General features: G+C 47.4%; 16 protein-coding genes and 2 tRNA genes. 8 read left to right on the top strand and 10 right to left on the bottom strand.

Annotation, left to right across the window (positions count from 1 at the left end; all coding sequences use genetic code 11):
- Positions 1-105: 105 nt before the first annotated feature.
- Together VNK96_01190 and VNK96_01185 are read right to left on the bottom strand one after the other, a co-directional pair.
- A tRNA-Phe gene (locus VNK96_01190) sits at positions 106-181 on the bottom strand.
- Between the two features lie 18 nt (positions 182-199).
- Positions 200-277: transfer RNA gene (locus VNK96_01185), tRNA-Asp, on the bottom strand.
- An 83-nt stretch (positions 278-360) separates the two neighbouring features.
- Between VNK96_01185 and VNK96_01180 the strand changes: the two genes are divergently transcribed.
- Complete coding sequence (locus VNK96_01180) at positions 361-1,701, top strand: hypothetical protein (protein ID HWP30329.1); 1,341 nt, start codon at positions 361-363, stop codon at positions 1,699-1,701.
- Positions 1,702-1,706: 5 nt separating this feature from the next.
- Here VNK96_01180 and rocF read toward each other — a convergent pair whose 3' ends face one another.
- The gene (gene rocF / locus VNK96_01175) at positions 1,707-2,693 is read right to left on the bottom strand and encodes an arginase (protein ID HWP30328.1); all 987 of its coding nucleotides are present in this window, start codon (positions 2,691-2,693) and stop codon (positions 1,707-1,709) included.
- A 100-nt stretch (positions 2,694-2,793) separates the two neighbouring features.
- Here rocF and argS point away from each other — a divergent pair, with 100 nt between their 5' ends.
- Positions 2,794-4,443, top strand: a complete 1,650-nt coding sequence (gene argS / locus VNK96_01170) for an arginine--tRNA ligase (GenBank protein HWP30327.1) — start codon at positions 2,794-2,796, stop codon at positions 4,441-4,443.
- A 129-nt stretch (positions 4,444-4,572) separates the two neighbouring features.
- Here argS and VNK96_01165 read toward each other — a convergent pair whose 3' ends face one another.
- The 4 genes from VNK96_01165 to pheA all read right to left on the bottom strand — a co-directional run bounded on the left by VNK96_01165 (position 4,573) and on the right by pheA (position 8,572).
- Positions 4,573-5,937 carry a hypothetical protein gene (locus VNK96_01165; GenBank protein ID HWP30326.1) on the bottom strand — a complete coding sequence of 455 codons (1,365 nt, stop codon included), beginning with the start codon at positions 5,935-5,937 and terminating at the stop codon, positions 4,573-4,575.
- Between the two features lie 152 nt (positions 5,938-6,089).
- Positions 6,090-6,878 carry a molybdate ABC transporter substrate-binding protein gene (gene modA, locus VNK96_01160; protein ID HWP30325.1) on the bottom strand — a complete coding sequence of 263 codons (789 nt, stop codon included), beginning with the start codon at positions 6,876-6,878 and terminating at the stop codon, positions 6,090-6,092.
- A 121-nt stretch (positions 6,879-6,999) separates the two neighbouring features.
- Positions 7,000-7,413 carry a DoxX family protein gene (locus VNK96_01155; GenBank protein HWP30324.1) on the bottom strand — a complete coding sequence of 138 codons (414 nt, stop codon included), beginning with the start codon at positions 7,411-7,413 and terminating at the stop codon, positions 7,000-7,002.
- A gap of 64 nt (positions 7,414-7,477) precedes the next feature.
- Positions 7,478-8,572, bottom strand: a complete 1,095-nt coding sequence (gene pheA / locus VNK96_01150) for a prephenate dehydratase (GenBank protein HWP30323.1) — start codon at positions 8,570-8,572, stop codon at positions 7,478-7,480.
- A gap of 95 nt (positions 8,573-8,667) precedes the next feature.
- Here pheA and VNK96_01145 point away from each other — a divergent pair, with 95 nt between their 5' ends.
- The 5 genes from VNK96_01145 to VNK96_01125 all read left to right on the top strand — a co-directional run bounded on the left by VNK96_01145 (position 8,668) and on the right by VNK96_01125 (position 12,201).
- The gene (locus tag VNK96_01145) at positions 8,668-9,498 is read left to right on the top strand and encodes a hypothetical protein (protein ID HWP30322.1); all 831 of its coding nucleotides are present in this window, start codon (positions 8,668-8,670) and stop codon (positions 9,496-9,498) included.
- Position 9,499: 1 nt separating this feature from the next.
- Entirely contained in the window at positions 9,500-10,177 is a 678-nt protein-coding gene (locus VNK96_01140) for a hypothetical protein (GenBank protein ID HWP30321.1), read from the top strand.
- A gap of 78 nt (positions 10,178-10,255) precedes the next feature.
- Entirely contained in the window at positions 10,256-10,990 is a 735-nt protein-coding gene (locus tag VNK96_01135) for a hypothetical protein (protein ID HWP30320.1), read from the top strand.
- A 253-nt stretch (positions 10,991-11,243) separates the two neighbouring features.
- Positions 11,244-11,768: a hypothetical protein gene (locus tag VNK96_01130; GenBank protein ID HWP30319.1), complete on the top strand. Its 525-nt coding sequence runs from the start codon at positions 11,244-11,246 to the stop codon at positions 11,766-11,768.
- A gap of 28 nt (positions 11,769-11,796) precedes the next feature.
- On the top strand, positions 11,797-12,201 hold the full coding sequence (locus tag VNK96_01125; protein ID HWP30318.1) for a CBS domain-containing protein: 405 nt from the start codon (positions 11,797-11,799) through the stop codon (positions 12,199-12,201).
- On the opposite strand, the gene VNK96_01120 is transcribed toward VNK96_01125, so the two are convergent.
- Positions 12,170-14,152 (bottom strand): NPCBM/NEW2 domain-containing protein, encoded by a 1,983-nt coding sequence (locus VNK96_01120; protein ID HWP30317.1) that lies wholly within the window; start codon positions 14,150-14,152, stop codon positions 12,170-12,172. The two genes, VNK96_01125 and VNK96_01120, sit on opposite strands and share 32 nt — an antisense overlap.
- Positions 14,149-14,718, bottom strand: coding sequence for a phosphatase PAP2 family protein (locus VNK96_01115; GenBank protein HWP30316.1), 570 nt, complete (start codon positions 14,716-14,718; stop codon positions 14,149-14,151). Before VNK96_01115 ends, VNK96_01120 begins: the two co-directional genes overlap by 4 nt.
- A 222-nt stretch (positions 14,719-14,940) precedes the next feature.
- Here VNK96_01115 and queF point away from each other — a divergent pair, with 222 nt between their 5' ends.
- Entirely contained in the window at positions 14,941-15,294 is a 354-nt protein-coding gene (queF, locus tag VNK96_01110) for a preQ(1) synthase (GenBank protein ID HWP30315.1), read from the top strand.
- Between the two features lie 86 nt (positions 15,295-15,380).
- On the opposite strand, the gene VNK96_01105 is transcribed toward queF, so the two are convergent.
- Entirely contained in the window at positions 15,381-17,861 is a 2,481-nt protein-coding gene (locus VNK96_01105; protein HWP30314.1) for an ATP-dependent Clp protease ATP-binding subunit, read from the bottom strand.
- Between the last annotated feature and the right edge of the window lie 226 nt (positions 17,862-18,087).

The raw sequence follows: 18,087 nt of genomic DNA, 5'->3' as shown, positions 1-18,087 counted from the left end.
TGGTTATCCCGCGACGAACTATCAGGAAATAAACTACTAAGAAAATTGATATAAAAAGACGACTTTTTGAATTCAAAAAAAGCCGGGTTTCGAATATGGGGCAAGTGGTGCCGCAGGCCGGAATCGAACCGGCGACCCACGGATTTTCAGTCCGTTGCTCTACCAACTGAGCTACCGCGGCAGAACCGTGCGGCAAAAATGGCGCGGACGACGGGACTTGAACCCGCGACCTCCGGCGTGACAGGCCGGCGCTCTAACCGAACTGAGCTACGCCCGCGCAACCTCACTGGCATTTGATTATAGCAGTAACGACAGAGCGCGAAAAACCTTTGCTACCTTCATGTTGCTACAATCAAACACGTGGCAGTAACCGCGTCGAAAAACTCCACCGCCATCCTCAGTCAAACCGCAATTCTTTGGTTCTTCCTGCCCTTAGCAGCCTCATGGCTTTTGATGGCTTTGGAGAGTCCAGCCACTACGGTGTTCGTAGCGCGTCTGCCAGAAAGCGACGTCTCGTTGGCTGCTATCAACCTTTTCATGACGATCTCTTTCTGGATCGAAGCGCCTGTTATCGGTTTACTTCCTACTGCTACCGCGTTAGCCCTCAATAAACAACATTTGCTCGTGCTTCGAAGTTTCGTGACGAAGATCATGATTTTGGTCACCCTCGTGGGAATTGTTGTCGCGTTTACTCCTCTTTACGATTTCATTACGATTCGATTGCTGAAATCGCCATTCGAAGTCGCTGATGCGGGAAGGCTCGGCTTAATCATCATGATTCCCTGGAGTGCAGCGATTGCTTGGAGACGATTTAAGCAGGGAGTTCTTATCCGTTACGGTTACACATCACCCATTGGGAAGGGAACTGTCGTTCGGCTGTTATCCATCGTTGTGGTTGCAGGGATGCTTTATTCTACAAAGCAGTTTTCGGGAGCAGTCGTTGCGGCTTTCGCACTCGTTTCTGGAGTCATCGCGGAAGCCTGCTATGTGCATTGGGTCGCGAGACCTGTGATTCATTCCATACTCGTTCGAGAGGATGCCGATAACGAAGAAGATAAGCCACCCCCCCTCGATATGAGAAGTTTATTGAAATTCCATATTCCTCTTTCCTTTTCGGTAGTGTTTTGGCTTCTTGCAAGACCGATTTTCTTTCGTGGGCTCGCGGTGGGGGCAAACCCTGTGGTTTCGCTTGCGGCTTGGGAGATTTTAATGCAGTTGATGTTCTTTTTCCGTGCTCCGGGGATGGCACTGCCCGAGGCTATCATTGCACTGCAGAAAAATTCTCTAACGGAACGCGCCTTAAAAACTTTTTGCTTTTCTGTCGGAATCGTGAGTTCTGCGTTGCTTTTAGTGTTGCTCGTTCCGTTCCTGTCGGATTGGGTTATTCGTGAGGGATTGGGTGTTACTCCCCATGTCGGAGAAATCGTGTCAAGAGCTTTGCCTCTTGCAGTTGCGATACCGCTTATTAGCGCAATGCAATCGTTTTATAAGGGGCAACTTTCAGCAGTGAGGCGGACGATTACACTCATGATTTCTATGGGGATTTATGTCGGCAGTATATTCGTTCTAACGGTGATTGCAGTTTTCGCCGGAATAATGAACGTTTATACGGCGACTTGGATTTATACTTTGTCTGTCGCTTTAGAATTAGGGTATCTCGTTTGGAGTTGGAAAAAGTATAAAGAAAAAGTCGTTGTCTGAAGCCTTTATCTTCTTGGCCAATTCGGCATGATTCGCTTTCCGAAAAGAGACGTAACCCATTCCACAGCCATCGAGGCGGTTTCGTTTTCTCTGTCCATAACAGGGTTCACCTCTGTAACATCTATCCCTGCCAATTCGAAAGGCGCATCGTAAGCAGAAAGCGAATCGTACAATAATTCCGCGAGCAAATGCGCTTCGCGATAATTTAGCCCCCCCCTAACTCCCGTGCCTGTTCCAGGAGCTACGAGAGGGTCGAGAACATCCACATCTAAACTCACCCAAAGTTTCGAAACATTTACGTAACTCAAAACTCGAACGGCGTGACGCACCATCGAAGCAATCCCATAGCGGTCTATTTCATGCATCGTCACCGCTTGCTCCGGCTCCCAAGAAAGTATTCTTTCTCTTTCTCCAGGGTCAACGTCGCGCAAACCTATCCACACGATATTGCTGTGCTGTAAGCGTTTTTCCGGCACCATTGCCTCGAGTAGTTTTTCCCATTGTTCTTGAGAGGGTGGCTTGCATGTTCCGCATGGCAATCCGCAAAGAGCAGCCAATGGCATTCCGTGTAAGTCCATGCTCGGCGAGGTATCGGGTGTGTTCAAATCGGCATGCGCATCGATCCAAAGAACTCCTAATCGCCTATCGAAATATTCCAACGCGCTGGAAATAGATGCAATCGCTAAACTGTGGTCACCTCCTAACATAAGAGGAATGTCCCCATCTTGCAGACACTGCATTACCGTTTTTCTCGTTTCTACTAAGTTCGTAAAAACGGCTTCGAAATAACCGATGCCTTCTCCGCGTTGCTGAGGCTCGACCGAACGCGGGACTTCGACATCCCCACGGTCGTGAACAACAGGAACGAGCCGCTCTAATTGTCTTTGCATGCCCGCGAAGCGTAAGGCAGCGGGACCCAAACTCGCTCCGAGTCGTTTACCTCCAAGACCGAATGGCACTCCGATAATCGAAACTCGTTTTCCGTTCGACATGACTGGTCAATTCTACTTCGGTGAACTTTTTTATTGCGAAGAGGTAGGATGAAAAAGCCACTAATCTCGATAAAAAAGACTTTTTATTTTCGACACGATAATGATTCGCAAAGACCTCGAAACGCGATTAAAGCAGGCAGTTACTCGGCTTATTTCCGAGAAACGACTTCCTGATGGGGATTATTCCGTCGAGATTAGCGAACCTGCGCAGCCGGAGTTCGGCGATTTTGCGACGAATTTCGCCTTGTCTGCATCGCGAATTGCAAAGAAACCTCCGCAAGAGATTGCCGAAACTTTAGTCTCAGAAGTACAAAAAGACCCTGAAATCGCCTCAGCGACAGTTGCAGGACCTGGGTTCATCAATTTACGCCTAACGGATGCTTATTTCGCAAAATGGGGGGCTAAAGCATATGAAACCGAGGAGGGTATCGGACGCATACAGAAAGAACACCCGAAAAAGATTTTGGTGGAATATGTAAGCGTCAACCCGAATGGACCAATTCATTGCGGGCATGGTAGGGGGGCGGCATACGGAGAGACGCTTTGTAGAGTCTTAGAGGCTTATGGGGAGAAGGTCTCCCGAGAGTTCTACGTAAACGACAGCACGAATTCTTTACAAATGCAACTCTTTGCATTGAGCGTGAAAGCGAGATATTGTGAATTACTCGGGTTGCCCGCAGAGTTTCCGAAAGAAGGATATCGAGGCGAATATGTAGATGACTTGGCTAAAAAAATTCGTCAACTATATGGTGACGATAAAGCCAAGGAAGGTTTAGAATTTTGGCAGCCCGTTAGCCAGAACCTGATGTTGGAACAACAAAAAAAGGACTTAGAAGATTTCGGAGTGAAATTCGACACATGGTTCAGCGAACAGCAACTTTATGATAGTGGTGAAGTGGATAGAGCAATCGAACTTCTCAAGCAACGCGGATATGCCTACGAGAAGGAAGGAGCGCTATGGCTGAAAAGCACTGCTTTCGGAGACGATAAAGACCGAGTGTTGGTTCGAGCGGATGGTCAAAAAACATACATCGCGAGCGACGTTGCTTATCATAAAAATAAATTCGACCGCGGGTTCGATCATTTGATCAATGTTTGGGGGGCTGACCATCATGGGTATATCGCCAGAACGAAAGCGGCAGTGCAAGCGCTCGGTTATTGCGCAGATCGTTTAGAAATTATCATCACCCAAATGGTGCGCTTCTTGAAAGATGGCCTTATCGTTCCCATGTCGAAACGCTCGGGAGATTTAGTGCCTTTAAGAGAATTGATTGAAAATGTAGGTGTTGACGTGGCACGGTTCTTCTATCTCATGCGTTCTCACGATGCGCATATGGATTTCGATTTGGACCTCGCGGCAGAGCATAGCGAAAGAAATCCTGTTTATTACGTGCAGTATGCGCATGCGCGTATTTGTTCTGTGTTGGCGAAGGCACGTGAAGCGGGCTTTGCTCCCGACCCGAAGGCTCTGAAGGAATTAACTCACGAAGCAGAACGCAAATTGGTTAAAAGAATTTGGGATTTGCCCTATGAAATCGAACGTTGCGTGCAAGATAGAGGCGTTCACCGCTTGACGACTTATGCTCTGGAATTAGCGCGCGATTATCACAATTTTTATGACAAATGCAGAGTGATCAATCCGAGCGACCTCGATACCACGAAAGCGCGCTTAGCACTTTGTGTGGCGACTCGCCACGCATTGCGAGCTACTTTTCATCTTTTAGGAATCAGTGCACCTGAAAAGATGTGAATCGCGCGATAAAGACGCCTTTACAAAAATTCTATCGCTAATAATAAATTCTATTGTTAGCAATATAACAACTCTAGTTCCCCTTGCGAAGCAGGGGGAACCTTTAAGGAAGAGGTCATAAAAAATACTCTACCGCTTCTTGGGAAACTCCGATACCTTGATTCCCTTCGGAATGTCCATTTTCCATGCACTCGAAGGAATCGGCTTATTGATATATTTATATTCGTAAGTGACCGTCTCCTGATAAGGAACGACTTTTCCGACTTCCAAATTTCTGTCAATACGCAAAATGAGTCCATCTTTCTCCCGAATATAAATCAAAGCCTTGAAAGATTCCGTGGTTTTTGCTTCGATGACATTGCAAACCTCGTTGCCGATGCTTACGGATTCGGGTAGCAATCGAAGCACTGCACCGGGAGATTCGAAGCGTTCCCAATAGTTTTCGCCTTTGATCAGGGAAATCACGAGAGGCTCGAATTCCGCATCTACGGAATCTAATTTGCTCATCAATCCTTTCCTGGAAACGTTACCTTTGTATGCTTGTTTTCGCGTGCGATAGTAAGCGGTGAGCGTTTTATTATCGTAAAACGCTTCGAAAGAACGGTTAGAGTTTTGAATGGAGACAGCATAGCGAAGTCGCCCCCCTTTTTCCCACCAGCAATTCGTAAGACGTGTTTGTGTGTTTCCTTCACTCGTCAATTTCGCAAGAGAATGAAAATATACACTTTTCATTCCTTCGTAGGCTTTTCGAGAGCGGTCGATTACCGCGCGTGCTTCTTCGGATTCTATCTTGATGGGTTGTGGTCCGACTTCTATTTTCGTCGGTTCGTTTTTAGCCTCGATACGTTTTGCATCTTTCGGAATTTCGAACTGCAACGCCTCTCCCGTAGGCACGGAATTCGGGGAAACTGTCCATTTCGCCCCTAAGTTTTTTCCGACTTCGAGTTCGAAACTTTTCAGAAGATGAGTCTTTGCATCCGTTCGCAAGAGTAGTTTCAATTCTCTCTCGGAACGTTCGCTTTCCGTGACGAAAACCTGTTCATCCTCTTTCTCTTCGGAAACTCGAAACGGTTTCACTCCGATGAAATTTCCCAAGAACTTTTTCAAACCTCGTTTCGGTTCGAGATACACTTCCATAAATGGGTCCGCCCCCCCTAAAAGTAGACTTACATGACTCATCACGTCGTCGTTCGTTTTCCTCGCTGATTCGTTATATTGATTGTCTTTGGGTGAATAAACGAAAACGCGATTCGCATCCCCTAAAATCGTTAGTTTTATTGTTCCTTCCTCTGCGGGTGTGTTCAGATCGATGCGAAATTTGCCCTCCGCTGCTCTCCATATTTCGTATTCGAAAGAAGTCGAACCGACATCGGATTTTGCCTCTACGGCAACTCGAATGGCACATTCGTTGAGTGACTCGTGAGCTCGATAAACGTGCTCCAATGCGTCGCTTTGCTGCAATGTGCTCCAAGACAATAATAGTAAACCGAACATGTGAATGTTCTACCCGTTTGCTCTCGCGTCGTTGTCGAATTTCCCCTATAATTTGCGAAAAAAATGCTCTGAAAGTGATACGGCAGACAGTAATCCATCACTTTTCATTTTTCGTATGCTTTGCTCTCGGCAATAAAAAAGCCGAGCAAGGCTTACTTGACGATTCCTTTCGGGCGATGCACTTCGGCAATATGCGCAGGGCTTAAGCCGTATTGCGTGAAGACACCTTGTTGTTTTGGCTGCGTCAGCCATTTCAAAAACGCTTCTCCTTCGCCTGTCTTCAATGCGACACCGGTTATCGTGATTCGCAAAGGAGTTTCGATGAGGGAATAGTTTTTCTGTCCTTCCAACGCTTGCGTGAGGCTTATCAAACCGAGGCTCGCTTTTCCTTGGTCTACTTCGAGTTTCGCATCCCGCACATTGTTTGCAAGAATGATTCGCTTTTTTATTTTTTCGTACCAAAGTTTCGCTTTTAGCAACTTTTCAGCCAATTCTCCGTAGGGAGAAGTTTCGGGATTCGCGATGAGCAAAGTTCCTCGAAAATCTTCCAATTCGTCGAGAGAAGCGGGGGGGTTATCTCCGTAGATTGCCAATCTTCCATATGCCAGAGCGACTGGTTTTCCAACGATCTTTAAATCGCGCAAATATTCAGGAGAAGCCACAATGAGTGCATCGAAGGGAGCATCGCTTTTCGCTCGGTTCCGTAAATCACCGCTCGCCGCAAATACGAGATGCACTTTTACCTTTTTATTTTCTGCTTCGTATTCCTTGGACAATCGTTTAAGAACGTTCGATAAGTCGGTATTCGCTGCAATCGTTATTTCTATGTTTTTATCATTTCCTATAGGATTTTGCTCGTGATGGGTTATTGAAGCACAACCGATAGTAATCATCACGACTCCCCATAAGGCGAAGACTCGCGTTATATATAATTTGATCATAAATAAGTTAGTTTCGCAATGTGCGAAGATTAGAAAGAAAGTTTTTTAAATAAGGAGTTTTCACACTCCCAAACTTTAGAAATGTATTCTTCTACGAAAATTGACTTGAAACCTGTTTTTGTTACGTCGCTTGTTTCTTTCCTTTTGCGATAACTGCATCGAGCGAATACTGACCCATACCAGTAATCAGTAATGCAAGGGCAATCGCAAAGAGGCTCATGGGAAATTCGAATCCCCCTTCGGAATTGAAAAACTTCGGCCAGTGTTCAACGAATATTGCGACAATCATATTGATTGCAACTGCCGCTGCTGCAATCCTTCCTAATAACCCTACAAGGACACCGAGACCACCTAAAAACTCTGCCGCGACATTGCAGTACGTCAAAAACGGGGGGATGTTCCATGTGTTCTGGAAAAATTCGACCGTACCGGCGAGGGACCCGGCACCCCCCGCGATCCATCCGAGTTTTTGTGCCCCGTGAGCTACCATGATAACGCCGAGAGCGATACGCAAAATGAGTAGCGCGAAATTCATAGTTTGCCTCCTTAAAAGTGTATACGTAACACCTCATGAATTCGATGCATTTAAGAAGGACGGGTTAAGGCGATTCGGCGTCGAGTGCGATAGGATAACTCCCTAAAACCACACACTCTAAGGCATATTTTTTTAGGCTTTGGATGGCTTTGGATAAATGCTCGTCGGTGTGGTGTCCTGCGCAGTCTACGTAAAATATATATTCGAATGATGCGCGTTTAGCAGGTCGGCTTTCGATCACCATGATGTTGACTTTGTGGCGGTTGAACGCTCCCAAGGCGCGATACAACTCTCCTGGGCGATTTCTCAAATTGAACATTAACGAGGTTTTGTCGTTTCCGGTGGGGGCTGGTTCGTTATAACCGACTACGAGGAAACGCGTTCTTCCATGAGGGTTATCTTCGATATGTTCAGCGACCACTCTAAGCCCTGTCCTTTCTGCGTCGAATTTATTACCTATGGCACCAGCGTTGCGCTCTCTGGTTGCATGTTCCGATGCACGATGGACGGAAGCAGTCTCTATGATTTCCACATGAGGTAGATGTGTTCGTAGCCATGTACGACATTCCTCGATGGTTTGCGGCTGAGCATAAACACGTTTGATTTTCTTTTGAGGAGAACGCGAGAGCAGATGGTGAGAAACAGGGAGATAAACCTCCCCGCAAATTTTTACATTCGTTTGAGGAAACATGTCTAAAGTCTCTGGCACCATTCCAGAAACCGAGTTTTCCACAGGTGCAACTGCGTAATCCGCCTTTCCGTTTTCGACTGCGCGAAATGCTTCCTCTATCGTTGTGCATGCCACGCACTCGACAGAATCTCCGAACTGCTTCAAAGCCGCGCTGTGGCTGAGGCTTCCTTCGGGTCCTAAATAACAAACTACCAAATGCTTTTCGAGGCTTCGTACCGCGCTAATGATTTCACGAAATACCGCTTGGATCTGACTCTTTTGCAAAGGACCGCGGCTCAAGCGAAGAAGTCTCTCGTAAATTTGTCTTTCTCGTTCGGGAGTGTAATAGGGCTTCGCATCGCTTCTTTTGATGCGACCTATTTCGAGTGCGAGTTCTGCCCTACGGTTGAGCAGTTTCAATATCTCCTCGTCTACGTCGTCTATTTCTTTACGGATCTCGGAGATGGGTTTTTTACGTTCCTGTTCCACTTACTGGTGAATTATAGGCGTGTTTTGCCGTTCGAAGGAGTTCTCCCCTGCTTCTTTCGTGCAAAAGCCTTATGGAATGACACAAAATCGCGTGGATGCTGAATGTGCTTGCGAAACTCGACCGCTTGGATGTCCGGTGGTTCTATTTTCTCCTTTTGTCATCCGTCGTTTTGTCGGCTTTTCTCAGAGTCCCTATACGCTTGCGTCTTAGCCCCGAAGCGGAACGATTTTATCAGACCATCGAATCTCTGGATGGACGAAAACCGGTTTTATTGCACAGCGATTGGGACCATGGAACGATAGGGGAACTGCGCGCGCAATTCCGTGCAGTCGTTCGCCATCTCTTCCGAAAGAATCTTCGTTTCGTGGTCATAAGTGGTATCCCTACAGGCAGACAATTCTATGAACCCGAACTGGAAAGGATATCGAAAGAGTACGGAAAAGAATATGGCAAGGATTGGATTGCAGTCGGTTTTAAACTTGCCGACCCGAAAGGGATTTCCATCGAAGGTTTGAGTCGTGATTTCGTTGCACAAGTGCAAACAGACGATAGAGGAGTGCCCCCCCAAAAATACTCGTGGTTGAAAAACGTTCGAGTCGCTGAAGATTGGGGCGCTGTCATCAGCATCGCTTATACGGAGTATCGCGAATATCTAACCTATTTCGTCGAGGCTGCACGCACTCCTTATCTCGTCGGATGCACCGGGATATCCTCCACCCCCCTATATCCTTTTTTGGACGCAGGGACGATAAAAGGGATGCTCGTCGGAAGCAGAGGGGGGGGAGAATACGAACAACAAATGGGAGTCTCAGAGTTCGGAACACGTTTTTTATTAGGGCAATCCGCCGGGCATATGCTCTTACTTTTAGGAATACTTCTCGGAAATTTAGGACAATGGGCGAAAAAAAGGATTACCACTACGTAGTATGATTGCCGCTTTGCAAACCCCTCCTTATGACATTTGGATTGCGGCTTTTTGTGTCATAGCCATCTTGTCGCTGTTGTGGAAAGAAAATCCTCTCTATCGCCTCGGAGAGCATATCCTTCTCGGATTGACGATCGGCTTTGCATTCGCTGCGAGTTGGTTCGAATTCCTGAAACCGAAATGGTGGGACCCGTGGCTCGAAAGTTTTGCGACAGGAGCAATAGGAGGGATTATTTACGGCTTTGCGGCGCTCGCTTTGGGGCTCTGTTGGTATGGACTCTATTTCAAACGTACGGAATGGCTTATGCGATTGGCGTTGGGTGCAGTGATGGGCGCAAGCGCAGGCCAAACGATTCGTAATCAATTCACTCAGCAAATGCCCTTGATTACGAGTTCATTTAAAAGCCCCATCGTAATTCAGGAAAGCAGTGCGGATATAGGAGCTTCTATCAATAACACTCTATTTCTCCTCGTCCTTTTCACGGTGTTGCTATTTTTCTTTTTTAGTTTTGACCAAAAACATCCGGTGATGAAAGTCTCGACGCGAATCGGGCGATTCTGGCTTATGGTGGGCTTCGGGGCGTATTTCGGGAACACAGTAATGACACGACTTGCGGTATTTATAGAAAGAGTATGGTTCGTAGTAACCGATTTCTTCGGAAAGTTTTCTTGGGGATGAACAGCATTGATGCCGCGCCGCGAGTATACGGCCTTTTTCGTTAGTAATCAAAATTTCGTTCGTATTCAAAAATAGACGATGGAAGTAATTGAAGTTACAGCAAAAGGACCTGCTGAATTGAAAGGATATCTTGAACGACATCCTGGCGTACATTTAGTGGAGTTCACGGTCGAAAAAGAACCTTATATCCGTTTCGAACGCCGTGGATGGGTGCGGGAGGTTTTGTTCGGGCATCCGGAAGTGGATGGCCCTTACGGACTTATCGAAATCATGGACAACAACCCCTTGGTGTGCGCTGACCGGACCTCTTGCCCGGGTCCTGCTGCGACGCTCGCGCTGATTGCGCTGAACCCTTTGATTCGTGCCGGAATCCTCGTTGAAAAGCCGTCTGTCTTGTTCTCTTTCGAAGAGGGACTGTCGGAGGTCGAACAAGCGCTCGAAAGATTAGGATGGGATAAGGGGGTGACAGTCGCGTGCAGAAAAGAAGAACTCGACGAATGTATAAAAGCGCTCGTTACAGCGACAATTCGAACTCCGCAAAATCCGCAGGATATCGACGACCTCTACGAAGAAGTTTACGGTAGGTCGTTCTTCGTGAGAGAAGCATCTCCGGGCGATGATCTGGTTGCCCTTACGAAGGGCAAACCCTTTGCCGTGTATACGCTTTCACTCGATATGGAGTTTTCATCACAAGAAACGGCCGCCCTCCGCTCCGAGGTCGTTTCGAGTATTCACGGCAAGGCGGGCTGCGCACAAATGATTCATATGATGAACGTAATGGCTGGGTTCGAAGAAGACCTGGGGCTTATTTAAAGAAACTATCCCCTCTTGTTGGCTTGTGTGCAGGATGCATTTTCTCGAATTTTTAAGAACCTGTTTTGGCATGAAACTCGTAGATATTAACACTGGAAATGCATTTCTTCGAGAGTAACCCCGTTTTCTCGAAGCAGAACTAATAAGGTGTAAGCCTACTAATGAAAAGTTGCTTATGCCGAATACCCAGTAAAAAAACTACGGTGAGATTATTGGCATATAGGGAAAAAACCTTTTAACTACCGGTCGGATTATGAAACGTCGAAAAATTAGCGAACGTCATCCTTTGCGGAAGTTTCTTCGCGAAGCGATCTACGGAAGTTTCGACAAAGTGCTCGGAGTTCACGAGCAAGACGTCGAGGACTATCTTGCCCATCTCTTAGTGGACTTCGCTCACATAGAGGCATCCAACCTCGAAACTCCCTATGGCCCATTAGATGATTTGCTCGCGATGATTTATGCGGGAGACATTCGTTATGGTGCGGATAGTTTCGAACGGGAAAGGGAAGTTCATAAGCATATCGGAGATTTCGTAATGTTTTGGGAAGGACTTTTTCCCGAACAAAAACGACTGTTCCAAAAACGTGGAGCGCTCTTAGGATTGTTAGATACGATCGCACTCGGTAAATCGAGCTATTACATCGTAAGCACTTTCGATTATGGTGAGTTCAGCAGGGAAGCATGGTTATTCAGACGCTTGAGCGAAGGGTTCGAAAACTATCTCGAAGCCTTGCGCTCGGTGAGAAACGCTTGGCAGAAAGGCGTTTCGTTTTCTTAGAGTTCTCTACAAACGGTATATTGATTTCATGACTCTCAGCGAAGTCATGCATGTTCATATTCCCACGCTTACGCTCGATTCTACTTTTCGAGACGCCGTGGACAAAATGGATATTTACCAATTCCCCGCATTGGTTTTCGTGGATTCTGATAAAAAGCCTTGCGCAGTAATCACCGAAGGGGACCTTTCACGTGCGGTGATGGCGAAGGGAGATGTAACCGGTCTTTCTCCTACCAAAGCCTTGATATATGCTACATCTGAGCCGATTACCGCAAACGACAATTTAGAAATCTCGGAAGCCTTGCATCTCATGCTGACGAAAGGTTTAACGATTCTTCCGGTCGTGCGCGACGAAAAACTCGTGGGCGTTGTTCTTCGCACGGATTTAATGCAAGCGATGCTTACGGACGCTTTGCCTTTAGAACAGGGTTAATCCAAGCCGCATACGCTTTTCCGCTTCCACTCTTTTTCTCCACGCGAAGCGTCAAGTGATAGATCTGCGAAAGCGGTATGGAAAAATTCTCTTGTAAGCCTTTCTTCAAACTCTTACTCCGCCATATCTCTTTACCGTCACCCAAAATCACGAATTCGGCCTCGACCGATTCGTCTGAACCGTCTTCCAATGCGACAGTGCCTTCGAATTGCTCGAATGCCCTCGAAATTCGAAAAGTGCCTTCGCTAGGAATGCTCATGCTCAACCCATAAACTCTCTTTTCGTTTACGCTTATTGCTCCCCCCCCTCTCGATTTTTCGGGAAGTGGAGGTGAAATGCCTGTCCATCTTTCCATAGGAGTATCGAAAATCATCGAGTCCCTTGCATTCGGCGTACGCACGATAAATTCGACCGGAGTTCCTAGCCCGCCGTAAAAGTCCACAGGAAACACAGCATAACGATAAAGAGTGTCCGGCTCTAATTCTGCATCGTAAATCTCTGAATCCCCGAAATACGCAACTAAGGAATCGTTACGGAAAACGAAATACCCTGCGTTTGTGTCTTCTGGATGTTTTCTGCGAATGCTACTCATCCAGGGCGAAATTACGGAAACCGCAATCTCTTGTCCGCTTGGCTCGGGTGTCGTTTTCTTTCCGGTAAAACGTACTTTCCAATGAGATTCCCCTCCTTTCTCGGTGCGCAATTGTAAGCGAAAGAACCCTCGATTTTGAGAAACCGTGGCTTCCCCCCCGTCGCAACTCGCTTCTGCACTTTCGAATATCTCTTCTCGAAGTGCATGCGAAAGATAAACGCTTATACTTCGGTTCTCGGGAAGGGTGATTTTTCCGGATAATGTTTTCGTCTCGGAATTCCAAGACGTGTCCAACCCAGCCCCTATTTCCCCTAAAGCGTGTGCCGAGGTCCCCAAAATTTGAGGAACTTCGCTCCCTCGGCGGATGAGCAGTAAACGCGAAGATAAAGGAGGAAGGGTCACTCCCAATTTTCCTGCAACCTCTCCCAGATATTGCACCTTCCAAAAATCGAAGCAAGCGTAACCGACTCTCGGGTCGAGTCCTATTTCGTTGAATCCGAAAAAAACCGTCCGAGGATAGTCCATGTAATTGAAAATCGTTACCACTGAATAACGAGTTTTAGTCGGTGTTACGACATGAGTCACTAAAATTTCCGGGAGTGACGAAACACTGCCGTAATCCATCGTCCATACATCGGAAACTGGCTTAATCAAATCTAAAGAGTCTCGATGAGAAAAACCTTCTTCTGCGGTCACGTTCATACCCGTTGCAGTTGCTAAACTCGACCACCTTATACGCACGCTTTCTTCGTATTGCTCATTGCGAAAAACAAGAGTCGGTTTTTGTGCGTTCGTCTGCCTCAGAGACTTCACGAGTTCTGTAAATTGCGAAAACTCTTCTTTATTTCGTATTTCTAAGGCTTGGATGTCTGCGTTTTTCGTGAAAGTTTCTAGTTCGGAAATTTGCACGCGAAGTTGCGGAGAGAATTTCGAAAAGGAAACGATTGCAGCGCCATAACTCGTTCCACCGTGTAAAACGACAGAGGCTTCGCTGAAGTGTAGTATTTTTTTCTTTTTTTCGATTAGGAATGCGTCGTTGAGACGGCTCGTTGCGTCTCCTATTCCGAATTGTAATACGCGATGGTCTTCATTACGATTCACTCTTATAGGACGCACTCGACTCCGTATCCTAAAAGAAATCGTGATTTCCTGTTTCGGCTCGATGGTAAACGTCCAAGTGTTCTTGGAACCCCCCTTTTTCACTTTTACCTTTACATCTTGTGTATTGAGGAGGTAAGTGCTTTGGGAAATTTGTTTCACTTTCGTCGGAACTTGTTGCTCTTTGATGAAAATACTCGCTGGTTCGATGGGTATTGGTTCATTCATCTCGAGAAAGCACAGCAAGAGAACAGGAATCATTTTTCAGCCCCCCCTGCGAGTCGCGCTCTTCGCTCTTTCCAGTTGTTCATCAGGAGATGCGCGAGTATTCCGCTCGAAAAACCGAGAAGAGCACTCGCAATGATGTCCGTTGGCCAGTGGACTCCGCGGTAAATGCGAGAAACACCCACGAGAAATGCCACAACAAAGGCAATCGAAGACACGAGTAGCCGATGTTTCGGTAGCGATAATGCCAAAGCACACGCAATAGCAAACGATGTTGCAGTGTGTCCACTCGGAAAACTATAGATGAGGATCTTTTCGTCCTGAGCGACGAATGCGTGGAGGAGAGTACTAGGTCGAACGCGATCTATCGTGAATTTCAATGTGTGCGTGATGACGGATGCTATGCTCCATCCTATAAAACACGTCATCATGCTCTCCCGCAGTTTTTCCTCTTTTAACCAAATGAGTAAAAGGATACCTATTTGAACCCACCCCAACCCCAACCACGTGAAAAAACGAAAAAATGCATCTGCCCAAGGCGATCTCAACCCCTGATTGATAAAGTCGAAGACCTCTTTGTCCCATTCCCAAAGACGAAGCATCGGCGATGAAGTGTACTCGATATTGCTTTTTAGAACATAATGTAGAAGCAATGTAGGTGCGGCGTAAGTCGCGACAATATAAAAATGTAGGAGCGGCGTGAGCCGCGATAGGCAACATCAAAAAGTAGGAGCGCCGTAAGGCGCGATGATATAAAAAAATAAGAGTCGCCGTGAGGCGCAATAATATCAAAATTAAGAACGGAGAAAAAAGCGCGATAAGTTATGAGTCGAGAAATTTTAGAAACTTTCGAAAATCCGAAACCGGAAAGAGATTATCTTATCGAGCATATCACTTCGGAGTTTACGAGTGTCTGCCCTCGCACTGGCCAACCCGATTTCGCAACGATGATTTTGCGTTACACACCCGATAAACTTTGCATCGAATTGAAATCGCTGAAATTGTATTATCAAAGTTATCGAAATCGTGGAGTGTATTACGAAGCCGTCGTCAATCAAATATTGGACGACATCGTTGCAGTCTGTCAACCACGAACTGCAAAAGTCATCGGGGAATTCAACACACGTGGCGGAATCCGTTCGATCGTCGTCGCGGAATATACGAAAGAAACGAAGTGATTAATCAGATACAAACATCCGCCTTTTAGGATGTTGACGATCTACATCCTAAACGGAGCTTATTTTTCTCTGAAACCCTACTTGTTTTAATTCGGGCTTACGGTTTCTGCTTCTCGAGGACCTGCTTCGGTTCCGCTAGCCTTACGAAAGATGACGTGTCCGGTTTCATCGAGGTCTACCAAGACATGGTCACCTTCGCTGAAGCGACCCAAAAGAATCTCTTCGCTCAACGGGTCTTCGATGTATCTTTGAACCGCACGACGAAGCGGGCGAGCACCCATGTCGGGCTGATACCCTTCGCGAGCGAGCATCTCTCGAACCGCATCCGTGATTTCGACCTTCATATGCATTCTTTCTCCTTGCTTGTTCACGCGTGCAATTTGCAAGTCCACGATTTGCAAGAGGTCTTCGCGGCTCAAGTGATGGAACACGATAACTTCGTCTACACGGTTGAGAAATTCCGGACGGAAGAGTTTGCGCATCTCCGAAAGCATTTTGTTTCTCATAGATTCGTATGCTTTCGGATCATTGGGGTCTATCCGCGCTTCGCGGAATCCAATCGCGCGCTCTTCGTCAATCGAGCGGACACCGACGTTCGACGTCATGATGAGTACCGTATTGCGGAAATCAACCACTCTGCCTTGTGAATCCGTCAGACGTCCATCTTCTAAAATTTGCAATAGGATGTTGAACACGTCCGGATGCGCCTTTTCGATTTCATCGAGAAGTACGACGCAATACGGATTACGTCTCACCGCTTCGGTTAATTGTCCGCCTTCTTCGTGACCGACATATCCGGGAGGCGCTCCAATCAATCGGCTAACCGAGAAGCGTTCCATGTATTCGGACATATCCACGCGCACGAGGTTAGATTCGTTTTCGAAAAGGAATTCCGCAAGAGCTCGTGCCATTTCGGTTTTTCCAACACCCGTCGGTCCGAGGAAGAAGAAACTACCCATCGGTCGTTTCGGGTCTTTCATACCGCTTCGGGCACGACGCACGGCTCGAGATACGGCGCTCACCGCGTCGTGTTGACCGACGATACGCTTGCGCAGTTCCTCTTCCATGCGCAAGAGTTTCTGGCTTTCCGCTTCCACTAATCGAGTTACAGGAATGCCAGTCCAAGATTGAACGATTTGTGCAATCTCGTGTTCTGTAACGACTGGTTCTTCTTTAGGAAGCGCTTTCCATTGCTCTTCTCGTTCTTTGAGGTTTTTATCGAGCAATTCAATTTGTTGCTGAAGTTGCTCTAAACGTCCGTCTAAATCCTGGCGGCGAGAGAGTGCTTCATGCTCTTGGCGTAATCGCTCGAGCATCTGACGGTCTTGACGGATATCTAACGGAGGAAGAGTGAGCATTAGCCGCGCGCGGCTTGCCGCTTCGTCTACCAAGTCAATCGCTTTGTCAGGAAGCGCTCTATCGCTGATATACCGCATGGATAGTTGAACCGCGGAAACCAAAGCGTCGTTTTGAATATGCACTTTGTGATGCGCTTCGTAGCGATCGCGAAGCCCTTTCAAAATTTCTACTGCCTCTTCTTCGCTGGGCTCACGAACCATTACGGGCTGGAAGCGACGCTCAAGGGCAGGGTCTCTTTCGATGTATTTACGGAATTCGTCTTGAGTCGTCGCCCCAATGCATTGGAGTTCACCCCTTGCCAGAGCCGGTTTCATGATGTTCGAAGCATCGATCGCGCCTTCTGCGGCGCCAGCCCCAACAAGCGTGTGTAACTCGTCCACAAAGAGAATGACCTCGCCATCCGCTTTGCGAACTTCGTCCATAACGCGTTTCATTCGTTCTTCGAATTCACCGCGATATTTCGTTCCTGCGACCAAAGCAGCAAGGTCGAGAGCGACAATGCGTTTGTCTTTGATTTGGTCGGGAACGTCGCCCGCAACGATTCGTTGAGCAAGACCTTCGGCAATAGCGGTTTTACCGACGCCTGGTTCTCCAATCAAGCACGGGTTGTTTTTCGTGCGTCTGCTCAAAATCTGCATCACACGCTCGATTTCCGTGTGACGCCCGATTACCGGGTCGAGCTTGCCTTGACGAGCAAGTTCTGTCAGGTCGCGACCGAATTCGTCGAGGGTCTGTGTTTGGGAACGATGAGAGCGCCCGGTGCGTGCGGGAGCCTCGCTGTCTTGCAAGTTCATCACTTCTCGACGGGCGCGCTCCAACTCTACGCCCAATTTCGCTAAAACGCGTCCTGCTAAGCCATCACCTTCGCGGATGAGCCCGAGAAGGAGATGCTCTGTGCCGATGTAATTGTTGTTGAGAAGACGCGCTTCTTCGTAAGCTAAATCAATCACGCGCTTCGCGCGAGGCGTGAGGGTCATCTCGGATACGGGTTTGTGCTCGCCTCGAGGGAGTTGTTTCTCTACCTCAGCGCGAATTTTCGACAAGCTCACACCGAGTTTTTCTAATACGCGGGCTGCCACGCTGTCTTGCTCTCGCACAAGTCCTAACAACAGATGTTCAGTACTGACATAACCTTCTCCGAACCTCTGCGCTTCTTCTTGAGCGTAGAAGACTACTTTTCTTGCTCGTTCAGTAAATCTCTGCCACATTGCTTTATCTTCTTTAAGGAGCGTTGAGGATACTCCTAATACAATTAACGTTTACCCGTTCCATAGGTGTTTGCGCTGCCCTAAGGCCCGACTCGCCCGAAAGTTTTGCGCTTTGTGGGTTCGTCGAAGGGGAATTTCCCTCGCGACATTGCACCAACGTCAACAGCATGCCTACTTCCCGTATCTTCTCAGGCACGAATTTCATGAGTACTCCGGTTCTTAGCCA

The sequence above is a fragment of the Fimbriimonadales bacterium genome, from assembly GCA_035559795.1.
Classification (GTDB): Bacteria; Armatimonadota; Fimbriimonadia; order Fimbriimonadales; family ATM1; genus DATMAR01.
This window is presented reverse-complemented; position numbering and strand designations above follow the sequence as displayed.